This is a genomic window from Psychrobacter pasteurii, from assembly GCF_900162815.1.
In the GTDB taxonomy this organism is placed as follows: Bacteria; Pseudomonadota; Gammaproteobacteria; order Pseudomonadales; family Moraxellaceae; genus Psychrobacter; species Psychrobacter pasteurii.
On sequence record NZ_FUGD01000044.1, the window covers coordinates 1 to 12374 of the forward strand.

Here is a 12374-nt window from a genome sequence, read left to right on the forward strand (position 1 = left end):
GTCTATATCAAATTAACACCTTAGAGATTGTACAAGACAGTCGTAATCGTTGGTATGCGTGTATTACCGTTAAAGACTACCCCAAACAAGCAAGTGGTAAGGGCAGCGTTGGTATTGACTTAGGTTTAAAGGAAGCTGCTACTACCTCAATGGGCGATAAACTCACTATTAAGCAAACGCAAAAATGGGCGAATAAATTAGCAACCGCTCAGCGTGCTAAGAATAAAAAACGTGTTAAAGCCATTCATGCCAAAATAAAAAATACAAGATTAGACCTAATTCATAAATTCACCACCAAGCTTGTTAAAGACAACAGCTTAATTGTGGTTGGTGAAGTTAAATCTCGCTCATTTACCAATTCGATGACCAAACTGGCTAAATCAACATACGATGCAGGTTGGTTTGAACTTAAACGACAACTGGAATATAAATGCAAGCATGCAGGTTGTCAGTTTGAGATCGTAAATGAGAGTTACACTACCCAGACTTGCTCGTGCTGCCTTAAAATAAGTGACAGTAGCCCGAGAGGTAGAGCAGGTTTGAGAATAAGAGGATGGAGGTGTGCTGAGTGTGGCACATGGCATGATAGAGATATGAATGCTGCTAAGAACATCCTTGCGGTCGGGCTTGACCGTCTAGCTGTAGGAATCCCCTCGGTTTCGCGAGGGGAGGAAGTCAAAGACTAAGTATAGGCGGTCGTAACCGTCAGAATGTTTGTATTTATTAGTGATCCAGTAAGTAGCGATAAGCTTTGATACGGCTATTTATTGGAAGGTTTGGGCGAGTTGTTCTTAGGATCAATCACCTCAAACTCGCTGTTCACCAAATGCGTTAGCAAGGGCTCACCCTTATCATTCACTCTAAATAACCCATATTTGGCTTGCTCAAAAGCGGCAGCTTGACCTTCCTCAAAGAAGAAAGCATTGGTAGCTATTTTTAGTTGTCCATGACGCAGGCGATAGGCCAAAAGTAACTCGTCTTTTGCCAAAGTTAATGGATCCTCTTTTGGCTGATCGAGCAGTCGCAAAAAATGGCCCACACCTTGCGGATCTTTTTTAATAACCACTAAGCCATCTTGTGACAAGTTATACAAAGTGTCTATCTGTTTTTGATTATCGGTAGCAGCCAACTGCTGCTCTATGGCCGCCATAATCTGTTCAGAAATGGCGTAATCTAAGGCCATATAATCGCCTTGCATTAAGCTACGTGGGTCTACGGGAGCGAGCTGTAGTAGCACCTTCTGTGCCGTTGCCAAATGGGTCTCGTACTTTTTTATCCCCAGATTGACCACTACTAAAACTATTAATAAACCAACAATAGCCACCAATAAGCTAATTTTAGAAGAGAGCTGTGGGCGGCGCTTTAAGACAGCTGAACTCATGATAACTCCTCATCTGTGGTTAGTTTTGAAGGGTCATTCTTCTGAAGTTTAGGCAGGTTGTTATCGTCAGAGTAGGCAATATTTATCAGTTTATAAATGGCAAATAGCACTATCGATACCGCCAGCAATGAAGCAGACTTTTGCAGCAAACTGGTGTCTAGCTGATAGTAATACCAAAAGATATACCCGACCAAAGCACTAACTCCTAAAGCCAATAGAGTTCTATTAGCATTGGCAATGGCCAAGACTATAACTAGGCTAGTAGCCAAAATCCCAGAGATATAAATAGAAACCACGCCTAAGCCAATAATACCTAAAGCAATCAATCGCCCCATTTTTGAGGTTAGCTTTAATGAGTACTGACTTAAAATAATATGGGCAACATATAAGCAGACCGCGATAAGCAGTCCTTGAGCTAAGAAGTAGTTATAGACGAAGTCACCTGCGACCCCGGCGATAGACTGTGTGTTTTCAGCGACAATAAATACCACAGATACCATTAATAACATCAGCGTACTGGCGTAACTTAAGGGTTTAAATAGCGTGTAATTGTACGGGTTCTTGGTGGTTCGAGAAGCCCTCATTACTCTGGAGTTGGGCAGAGTAACCGCAGCAGAAATTAAGGCCAATAAGGGGGCTGATAATTCAGGCAACTGAAAGTAGCTGAATAACCAAACCAAGCAGCCTAAAGCAATAAAGGCGCTAATAAAACGATGCAAAGTGTCTTTAAAAGCTATTAGTAGAAATAACTGAAGCAGCATAAAAGTCGAAACCATCGCCACAGTGGAGTCAAACTGCTCTCCTATGACGGCTGCTAAAAAAGCTTGTGCTGACAAACTTAAAGCAAAGGCTAAGCCCTCACTGAAAGTACGCGATTTATTAACGGTGGAGGTAGCTTGGCGTTTAAATAACTGTGGATTAAACAGCACAAAGCTAATAAATAACAGCAGCCCACTTAATATCAGCTTCATCAGCATATCACGCAAGGTATTGCCGAGAATTACCATTAAAAACCCAGTGATTAAAGCCCCAGAAAACAGGCCGCTGATGGCCAGTAATAGCTGTATGTACCAAGGAGTTTTGACGGATTCGCTAGAAGTATGAGAGTTTTCTACAGTAATGGGGTCGGATATAGGCTGAGTCACTGTTGCCTGAGTTGCGGTCGTCTGAGTTACAGGCTCTAGTCGCTGCTTTGTGCCCGGATGCTGCTTTATTGAGTGATTTAATTGGCGTAACCCATTTACAGCAAGGGCAGTAAGAGTGATGAGTAAAAAGGCCATAGCAAATAAGGCTGCATCCCCTAAATGGGGCGCGATATACTGCGAGGCCATTACCATCAGCACTATGATTGCTGAACCGCTAAGCATGGTTAGCATCAGCAGGTCTCGTTGTTTTTTATAAAAGCGCCAGTATAAGAAGGCCATTACTGAAGCCCACGCTGTAAGGCTGATGCCCGTCGCCAATCCCTCATCTACCTGGAACAGTGGGAACAGTCCTAAACGTGTCGCACAGAACACAACCCATATCGCAATGACATATAAGCTCCAGGGTAGAGGCTGATGGGGTGGTTTATCTTTATTGACCATTAACCCCAAAATCAGGGCTCCAAGATTGAGAGCAGTTAAGATAACTAAGCGAAGTAGGTCCAAGTAAAGCGGATTATTGCCCCAAAAGCTGCTGACTAAAAAGCCACCAGTGGCGGTGTAAAACATAAAGCTTAGATTAATTAACCCCAACCAAAGTAGCCAAAGCGCAGGCAGGCGAGCCAAAAACACCCAAGGAATAATTAAGACAGCCCATCCAAAAAACAGCTGCCAACTGTCTGCTCCTGTCTGATAAACCTGACCCACCAAAGCCAATAAACTGCCCGTTATTAGGCTTGCGATAAGCAGTAACAACTGTTGGCCTAGCTTAGAGACACCTTTATAGACTAACAAGGTATAGCCGAAGATTGTTATCACTAAAGCGGCCTGCACTAAGCCAAACTTACCTATCTTGCCCATATCCATCCAGTTATAGGCAATAAAAAATACCAAAGCCAATACCAGTGAAATAGCACTGGTTATCGCCGTAAACCGATTAAAAAAATTGTACCAAGTCTCGCTACTAACTCTAGGGGTAGCTGCCTGACTCGTGGTATTAAATAGAGGCGGAGTGGGGGCAGAAAGGCGCGTCATAAGGATCTCGATGCTGTGGGTTACTGATTTAAATTTCATCAAACACAACTTTGTCATTGTCAGCAGGCAAGTTATCACAGCATACAGCATACAGGATACAGAGGCATCGAGAGTATCTACAAAAGGTAAATTTGCATAACTACCAAACAAATGTTTATTAATATTTGGGTTTTTTATTTCATTTTAAAGCCGTTACAAGATAATTAGAAATTAAACTTCTTAGTCAAATTTATTTCAAGTGTTTGATAAATAACGATAATTTAGAATTGGTATAACATAATTGTATGAATAATTATTGACACACTCATATATTTTTTTTATTAATATACCTATAATGAATAACAGCCGTAAGCTTTAGTTACCTTTACCAGCAGTGACGTAGCATAGCGCAGTAGTAAAAAAGATAGTCAACGCCTAAGTAACAGGTTAATATAATAGTGACAGTAACTTAAGTTTTATTAAAGTTACTCCCCAATTTATTTGACCCCTACAAGGAAGACTTCATGAATAAACTCAGTAAGCGTCACCATGAAGCAGTTGGCTCGAAAGCTCTTAGTTTGAGCTTGGTGAAAAAAGGTGTTGGGACAGCCAGTCTGGCTTTTGCCTTACTAGCCTCAGGCTGTGCTACCACTGAACTACTGGACTCAGGCAGCAGCAGTCGCACCACCAGTAGCAAACAGATATTGGTGGAAGATCAATTGGTTGCCTTTGGTCGTCCTGCAACTCCCTTAGCCAACATGCCTAGCAATAGCGTGGTTATTGTCGGTGAGAAAAACAGCTATGTCTTGAGGCAGGGTGGTCCTGAGATGGTTAATCTATTGACCAATCTGACACCCAAACACATTCGTGTCGATAATGAGATGAGCTTTTACTCGCCCAATAATGATGGGTATTTCCAAGGGGAAATGAAGCTGTCGTACGCCAAGCTCAAAGATGAGTTCCAGCGCAGTGATTACAACTTCTTTTTGCAAAATGGCGGTAAGGAGTGTAGCGATGCGAGTGATCAGCGTATGCAGGCACAGCGCTTTTGCTTTAGCGTACCTATCAAAGGCGGTGTCTATCCTGCGGTTAGTAACCTAAGCTTAATTCAATCAAAATACAGTGCGTTAACCAAACCTTATCCGGTCACCATTTATACCACTGGCAAGACCACCACAACTCATAGCGGTGGGACCAGTACAGCAGGCAAGTTAGTACTATTGCCCTTCGCCCTGGCCTTCGATGTGGTTACTTTCCCTTTCCAATTGTTAGATGCAGCGAGCAACTAACGGTCAGTCTGAATAAATCCGTTTTAAAAAGCTAAATAGGTGGGGTCAATTACCCCACCTATTTGGCTTATTCTGTATCATAAAAATCAATACGAGTCAGTACTTTGGTCTGAATCAAGTACGCACACACATACGCACTGGGCCAAGCAAACATAAAGGAAGTGCCCCAAGAGCGGAGTAATTCGTTAAAAAAGTGTTCGCTATAGCCTTCTTTTAGAAAAATAAGTGCTGTAGAGATAATCAGTGACATCAATAGCGCCATAAGCCCTGTAAAAATCAGACGCTGATATTTGCGGTGGATGCGTATACCGCTTGAGTAACTTGTTTTCATTATCATACAAACCAACCCTTTATAATTATATTTATTGTTAATTATAGCTAATGCAGCCAGTTTAATTAAATTGTAATTATTGATAATTGGGTTTACTGTTTCTGATTTATGCTCTCAAAGAGGCCATTAGCTGTGTCATTAGCTCGTCCACAGATAAAGCTTTAATCTGACTAACGCCTTGGCCGGCCCACAAGGATAAATACTCTGGGTTTTGTGATTTGGCCGCTGCTCCTCGCATCGGCTGAGTCATCGCATTCATCTGAGGATAAGCGGGCAGCTGAACGTTGTCATACTCTGCAAAGTCTTCTAAATACTGGTTAACCAAACCGCGAGCCTGCTTACCGGAGAACAGTCGGGTGAGACGGGTTTGGGCTTTGCGATCCCCCCGGGCTGCTTGTAATAACTGAGCCTTATATAGGTCGCTGAGTCCACTCTCAAACGTTGCCAAAAATGCCGTACCGAGCTGTGCCAACTCAGCGCCTGCAGTTTGTGCTGCTTTAATCGCTTGGCCGGTCATAATTCCGCCCGCAGCAATGAGTGGCACATCGGTAATGGCTTTGGTCTGAGAGATTAAAGTGAGCAGCCCTAAAGGGTCTTGCTCGCTTTGAGGCAACCAACCGCCGCGATGTCCACCCGCTTCCACCCCTTGCACACATACCGCATCTGCACCGATATCCGCCCACGCTTTGGCTTCTTCAGGGTGGTTTGCCGTTCCCACAACTTTGCTGCCGACCTTGTGCAGGGCGGCCACTTGTTCAGCGCTGATAATCCCGAAAGTAAAGCTGGCCACAGGCACCGGATTGTCTAGCAATACCGCAAACTGTTTTTCAAACGACTGTGCAGGGTGGGTCGGCAAGTTCACTTCCATATTCAGCTTGTCATAATGAGCTTGTAGCCACTGCGGCATCGGCGTATCAAAGGTGGTCGACTGGGCTTCAGACAATACCATCAAATTCACCGCAAAAGGCTTATTGGTCAGGGCTTTAATTTGATTAATCTGCTCATTAATCTTCTCTGGTGCGGTAGTACCTGCCCCCAAGCTGCCCAAACCGCCAAAGTTACTTACCGCTGCAATTAACTCCGGAGTGGTGGCTCCGCCTGCCATAGGCGCTTGTACGATAGGGCAGGTTAGATTTAGGGTGGTTAATAGGCTCATGACGGTTCCTTGTTTTAAAGTCTGACTCTTAAAGTGAATTTACAGCGGATGTGGATTTGGATAGTGCAGTGAGGTCAGGTAGAGGTTAGCCGTTATTTGTTCCACAAACTTTTGGTCAGTCTGCCAGTTTGGCTGTAAATACCTACTTGATCGATAAAGGCTTCGTAATCCTGATTTTCTTCTACGATACGGTTCACTGAAAGCCAATCAATATTAGTGCGCTCTCGAGCGGGAATTAGAATTTGACTGTCAAATAAAGACTGCTGATTTAATAATAAAACACCTACGCCATGTAGGCCAGAAAGCATTTGTAATTCAGCTTCAACAGCAGAGTCTAAATTAGCAGTCACTAAATAGGCAAAGTTTGCCCAACTAGAATTGGATACGGTTTGGAAAAAGCTTTTGCGAACATTACTTTTGTTTAAGGTCTTTTTTACTTCAAATGACCAAAGCCTAAATACCGCATCGTTGCTACCTCGAACACAAGCTCGTACAACATCACTCCAACCTTTATCTAGTGTTTCTAGCGCCACAATATCTGGATGTAGCCAGTGGTTACCGCCAGAGCCTCGCATATTTCTGGATCTGCGCTCATCAATTCGGCGACAGTAAAGACCTAAATCCTCTGATAGGTAAGAAATCAGCATAGGGTATAGGTCATGCTCTGAAAAAGAAGTTAGGCTAGGGGCAATGTTTTCTATCAACTCGTCACTGTCACTGCCATCATCTTCTTCAGTTAAATCACAAGTATCCGGCGTGGTTTGCCAGTAGTAGCGTCTGGGTCTTGGCTTATCTTGAGTTGCGATATTAGGGCAAAGACGTTTGGCAGCTTCAGTACGCTCACCGCCAATCTCTGCGGCAAGTTGTACGATAAGGTCTTCGGTGGTTTTATAACGAGGGTTAAGTCTTTTTTCAGCTAAGTCTTGTGGATAACGATCTAGGAACAGTTCGGCCAGTTGTCTTGCTGTAAACATCTGGTCCGGATAATCGCGTAATGTTTCTATTATCATCTGAACACGAGTGGTCATATTATCTTCCTAGCGAGCAAATCCACATTAAAATTTATCTATTTATAGTAACAGAAATCTATATGCTTTAAGCATTTAGCTACGGCATAGACCACTGGACATTAAAAACTGTAGAAACCCAAAATCAAGACCGATGAGCCACAGCCTTTGGCTCCTCGGACTGCTCCCAAGCCGTCGTCGGCTCATAATCACGACAAGACGCACTGCAGCTTCCTTGAGCACGGTATACCTCGGCAATCTGTGCCGCTTCTTTGGGAGGTAGTACCTTACCTTTACGCCATTTGCCATGTAGATATAGGCCTGCGCCCATAAGTGCCGTCGCTAACATACCTGCCGGAAATGACAGCCAAAGCGCATCGGTGCCAAGGGTTGAATAAAACCCAAAAGCAAAGCCAAGACGCACCGGATACATGGAGATAACCATAACGATTAAGGGCCAAAATACGTAGCCATTTGCCCGCATGGTACCAAAGAGCACCTGGGCTATCCCAAAGAATAAAAAGCCCCACGTTGCCATAAGCTGAATATGACTGGCAATGGGTAACGCAGTACTATCAGTCCCTAAGAACAGACTTAAAATAGGCTCATCAAAAATGGTCATCAGCACAATGAGCAGTCCGGTGAGTACCACGTTAAAAATAAGCCCCCAGCGGGTTATGCCTGCTACTCTATTCCATTGATTGGCGCCGATATTTTGCGCCACCATCGCACTCGCTGCAGCGCTTAGCGCCATAGCTGGCATCTGCACATAGGTCCAAAGCTGCTGGGTGGCACTATAAGCCGCCGTCGTATGCACCCCCTCACGGTTAATCAGAGATAACATCGTTAATGCCGCTGAAGAGATAACAATCATCTGCAGCCCCATCGGCAGTCCTTTTGAGAACATCGACTTAAGGATATCTCGGTCAGGGCGTAAAAAGCGTAAATCAGACTTATTGAGCGCCAATACAGAGCCGCGTAGATATAAAGTGGTAATCATGCCAACCAGCGCTACGGTATTGGCAGTCGCTGTCGCAAAGGCCGAGCCAAAGATTCCCCACTCTGGGAAAGGACCCACTCCTAAGATGAGTAGGGGGGTCAAAATTAAGTCGATAGCCACTGATAGAGCTATGAACCAAAGCGGTGTTGTGGAGTCGCCTGTTCCTCGTAATGCCATCATTAATAGCGTAAAGGTGAGAGTGACCGGCATGGCAATAAAAATCATCCGCAGATAGGTCAAAGCCAGATCAAAAGCACTGTTTGGGGTTCCCAAAAGTTCGAGCAGCATAGGCCCAAGCAGCCAACCTGCTACTGCTAGCAATACACTAATCGGAATAATACTGCCAAGCGCGGTTCCTAGAGTTCGCTGGACCATCACCTTGTCGCCTTGCCCCATGGCCTGACCGATCAAAATCGTAGAGGCCATACCGAAGCCAAAGACGAAGGAGATCAATATAAACATCAATATATTGCCATTGGCCGTAGCCGCAAGCGCTTCTTCACCCAAGAATCGTCCTACCCAGACGGCATTAATTGACCCGTTTAACGATTGCAGTACCGATGAGCCAAGCGTGGGTAGAGCAAATAGGAGCATCGTTTTGGCAATGGAGCCTGTGGTTAGATCGCGCTGTTTACCCTTGGAGATTGTGTCACTCAAATTGGATCCTTTTGTGTTATCTGGGGCTAATTAATTAGAGACCCGTTAAATGATTAGACAGTAAATGCAAACGCTTATCTTAGAGGATAAAGCGGTTAGCGTCTTTATTAGAGCTGTAATCATATTTATACAGAATTTACAGTGCTGCGAGCGATAAAAAAAAGAGCCATCATTTGACAGCTCTCTTTTTTATTTAAAATTAACTTATTTTTTAAAACTAATTCTGTGGTGGCCAAGGGCGGTGTGAATCACTCTCAATCCACTCAGCTACATAACCGGTCGGTGGTAAGCTCCAATTTGATCTACCCATCGCATCCAGTACCTTTTGGGTTTCAATAACACGGCCGCCCTTGGTAACACCGGTACGTAGTAAGGCAGAAGAGCAAGGCTTGCCCTTAACCCACATCGACTGCTCGACATAAATCCAGCGCTCATCAACTGCGGCAATACGGGTCTTAATGGTCACCAGATCAAAGGCACGAATACGCTTGCGATATTGAATGGTGCTGCCTGCTACCACTAGGCCCCAGCGATGTTTAAGCAGAGCCTGACCCAAGCCACTACGCACCGCAAAGTCTGTACGACCTAAGTCATATAAGGTAAAAACGCGGCCATTGTTCATCTCAAAGAAGTTGTCGATATCGGTCAAGCTACAGCGAAACTGCATCTCTGCGGTATCTGTAAAGTCGACCGTATCTCCTTTTTTTTGAGCCACAACGGCTTTCACAATAGATTTGGTATAGCGATAAAAAGGATACATACACAAGTCTCAAAATTTGAATTAGGTCATTGATTATGCTGAAAAAAAGAGGCGTTTCAAAGCAGCAGACGTGCCTAGACCGTCACTTCTCTTTGCTACAAGAAGGGTTATCCACTAGAAGAAAAATGACGGAGAGTAGCAGGCTTATAAATAGGGTTACTGCGCGATACCGTTAAATTTAAAATAGTCGACGACCGTTTCTGGGATCCAGTTAATGTCGAATTTCTTTTGTTCAGAAAGATAACGCAGATAGCCAATGTGACCGCCATGATCAGTATCAAGAAGGGTAACGCATTCTGAAACATCATTCTCAGTAGCGGTGAATCCAATAAAAGGATCGTCCATAGCACTGATTAACAACAAGGGTTTGGCCACATCAGTCAGATGAGGCAGGGCAGAGGCACGGCGGTAATAGTCATTATTTGAGCGATAACCATGGCGGGGCGCAGTAAAAATATTATCAAAATCACTGATACGATCCACCGCTTTTATCGCCTCAATTTCGGCATCACTGATTTCATTGCCTAAGGCTTTTTTGATAATAGGGTTGAGTAAATAAGGGGTATAAATTTTCTGACCCAAGAAGCGCTGCATATTCATCGCCGCTGACGACATATCTACCGGAGAAGAAACAGAGACCGCCGCTTCACAGCAAGCTTCCTCGCCATACTCTCCCATATATTTAGCTAGGGCATTTCCGCCTAACGACACCCCAACGGCATAAATGTTTTGATAATGTTGGCGTAGCGTTTGTAGCATATGGTGTACCTCTGCGGTATCACCAGCGTTATAAAACACACGACCACTGGCTGGAATACCGCCGCAGCTACGGAAGTGAGCCACCACGAAGTGCCAGCCTTGAGCATGAATTTGATGTGCTAAAGCACGGGCATAATGGCTGTCACTGCTGCCTTCCATACCGTGAAACAGCACCACAAGCGGCGTTTGTTCTACTTTATCATCGGTATTGTCTACGGGGTGTGCATCATAGAAATCATAAGCCACGTCGCTCTCATCTAATGAGTCGCGTAGGATTTCGCGTCGGTATTGTGGCGGCTTTGGCGCAAAGAACTTGGGCAGAATAGTTTGTAGATGCGGATTGGTTAACCAAAATGGCGGGTTAAAGGGAGTAGGGGAAAACGTCGCCTCATCACTGTCATTTAAGTCTAACGCAGATGCAGCCTCCGTATTATTGGCCTCAATTTCAGAAGCAGAGGCTGAGGTAGTGTCCGCATTGGTTTTTGATTTAGATTTTAATTTTTGTTTTAACTGAGAAATCATAAAAGGTGCTCATTAGAGTATTGAAAGTAAGACCTCTATGATGAACCCAAAGTAAAGGAAAACCAATCATTTTCAGTGAACGCTTGGTTACTGAAATTTGTAAGTGGCTTTAATTTTTTAAGACAGATATTAAGCAGAAGCGACTGTCTCAAAAAAGTTCAGTGCAGTTTCAGGGACCCAGTTGGTGTCCAATCGCTTGTCTTTCCAACGCACAAAGCCAATATGACCACCATGTGCTGGCTCGTATAGCACCACGCTTGGTGAGACATCGCCTGCGGTGGCATTGATTCCCAAGAAGGGATCATCTTTGGCGGTGATAATCAGCGTTGGTTTGCTAATTTTATATAAATGTGGCATCGCTGAAGCTTGACGGTAATAGTCATAAGGCGAGCGATACCCTAAGCGTGGTGCAGTAAAGGCCTCATCAAATTCTTGGATACGCTCACTAGCGGTAATCTTATTAAGTTCAGTGAGGTCGAGCTCTTGGCTAAGTACTTTAGACAGCATGGGGTTTAGTAAATAGGGGGTATAAAGTCGACGACCGACCAAGCTTTCCATAGCGGTGGTGGCTGATGCCAAATCTAGGGGTGCTGAGAACACAACAGCAGCCTCACAAACCGCATCGTCGCCATAGTCCGCCATATAGCGTGCTAATAAGTTGCCGCCGAGTGATACGCCGACAGCATAAATGGTCTCATAGTGCTCGGCTAATACTTGCAAGGTATGGTGCGTCTCTTGGCTGTCGCCAGCATGATATACCACGTCTTCACGGACAGGCACGCCGCCACAGCTGCGAAAATGACCGACCACAAAGTGCCAGCCCCGCTGCTTAACATAAGTAGCTAAGGTGCGGGCATAATGATTGGCACTGCTGCCCTCCATACCATGAAACAGGACGACCAATGGGGTTTTATAACACTGACTGCCTTCAGGCTTTGGCTCGTCGGTATCAATAAAATCATAAGCAACATCGCTCATCTGATATGAATCAAGCACCAGCTCACGGCGGTATTCAGGGTCGTGTTTCACAAGGACTGTAGGCAAGATGGTCTGTAGGTGAGCATTGCTCAACCAAAGAGGGAGCTCAAAAGGCTCAAAATCAAAGGTCACACCATTGACTATCGGTAGTGTTTTTAGCTCGCGAGTAAAAGGGGCTGGCATAGAAACCTCGTACGCGTGGCAACCCATATAGCCAGTCGCCACCTATTTATCACCGGTCGCCGTAAAACCACCCACTTCAGGGGGTAGATATAAGGCGACACACACTGTCGTAAGAAGTCGTTAAAGGGTTGTAAGCTAAAATTAATCTTGCGATACTAAGCATATGAAAACACTCAAGCTACGCATTAAAGACAA

11 protein-coding genes are annotated in these 12374 nt (G+C 44.6%); 2 read left to right on the top strand and 9 right to left on the bottom strand.

Going from position 1 to position 12374, the window contains the following annotated elements:
- Nucleotides 1-686, top strand: a 686-nt coding sequence (locus A1232T_RS01875) for an RNA-guided endonuclease InsQ/TnpB family protein (protein WP_143513934.1), incomplete at its 5' end; no start/stop codon positions are given.
- A gap of 74 nt (nucleotides 687-760) precedes the next feature.
- On the opposite strand, the gene A1232T_RS01880 is transcribed toward A1232T_RS01875, so the two are convergent.
- Nucleotides 761-1381 (bottom strand): GDYXXLXY domain-containing protein, encoded by a 621-nt coding sequence (locus A1232T_RS01880; protein WP_077447783.1) that lies wholly within the window; start codon nucleotides 1379-1381, stop codon nucleotides 761-763.
- Nucleotides 1378-3558: a DUF2157 domain-containing protein gene (locus tag A1232T_RS01885; RefSeq protein WP_167367021.1), complete on the bottom strand. Its 2181-nt coding sequence runs from the start codon at nucleotides 3556-3558 to the stop codon at nucleotides 1378-1380. The genes A1232T_RS01880 and A1232T_RS01885 overlap by 4 nt, the downstream gene beginning before the upstream one ends.
- A gap of 503 nt (nucleotides 3559-4061) precedes the next feature.
- Here A1232T_RS01885 and A1232T_RS01890 point away from each other — a divergent pair.
- Nucleotides 4062-4826: a YidX family protein gene (locus tag A1232T_RS01890; RefSeq protein WP_244152337.1), complete on the top strand. Its 765-nt coding sequence runs from the start codon at nucleotides 4062-4064 to the stop codon at nucleotides 4824-4826.
- A gap of 67 nt (nucleotides 4827-4893) precedes the next feature.
- Here the strand turns inward: A1232T_RS01890 and A1232T_RS01895 are convergent, their stop codons facing one another.
- The 7 genes from A1232T_RS01895 to A1232T_RS01925 form a co-directional block, all read right to left on the bottom strand.
- Nucleotides 4894-5163 (bottom strand): DUF2798 domain-containing protein, encoded by a 270-nt coding sequence (locus tag A1232T_RS01895; RefSeq protein WP_077447785.1) that lies wholly within the window; start codon nucleotides 5161-5163, stop codon nucleotides 4894-4896.
- A gap of 100 nt (nucleotides 5164-5263) precedes the next feature.
- Complete coding sequence (locus A1232T_RS01900) at nucleotides 5264-6313, bottom strand: NAD(P)H-dependent flavin oxidoreductase (protein ID WP_077447786.1); 1050 nt, start codon at nucleotides 6311-6313, stop codon at nucleotides 5264-5266.
- A 92-nt stretch (nucleotides 6314-6405) separates the two neighbouring features.
- Complete coding sequence (locus tag A1232T_RS01905) at nucleotides 6406-7341, bottom strand: COG2958 family protein (protein ID WP_077447787.1); 936 nt, start codon at nucleotides 7339-7341, stop codon at nucleotides 6406-6408.
- A gap of 124 nt (nucleotides 7342-7465) precedes the next feature.
- Nucleotides 7466-8977: an MATE family efflux transporter gene (locus tag A1232T_RS01910; protein ID WP_077447788.1), complete on the bottom strand. Its 1512-nt coding sequence runs from the start codon at nucleotides 8975-8977 to the stop codon at nucleotides 7466-7468.
- 217 nt (nucleotides 8978-9194) lie between these two features.
- On the bottom strand, nucleotides 9195-9737 hold the full coding sequence (locus A1232T_RS01915) for an acyl-CoA thioesterase (RefSeq protein WP_077447789.1): 543 nt from the start codon (nucleotides 9735-9737) through the stop codon (nucleotides 9195-9197).
- 156 nt (nucleotides 9738-9893) lie between these two features.
- The gene (locus A1232T_RS01920; protein WP_077447790.1) at nucleotides 9894-11018 is read right to left on the bottom strand and encodes a YheT family hydrolase; all 1125 of its coding nucleotides are present in this window, start codon (nucleotides 11016-11018) and stop codon (nucleotides 9894-9896) included.
- Nucleotides 11019-11147: 129 nt separating this feature from the next.
- The gene (locus A1232T_RS01925; RefSeq protein ID WP_077447791.1) at nucleotides 11148-12179 is read right to left on the bottom strand and encodes a YheT family hydrolase; all 1032 of its coding nucleotides are present in this window, start codon (nucleotides 12177-12179) and stop codon (nucleotides 11148-11150) included.
- Nucleotides 12180-12374 lie beyond the last annotated feature (195 nt).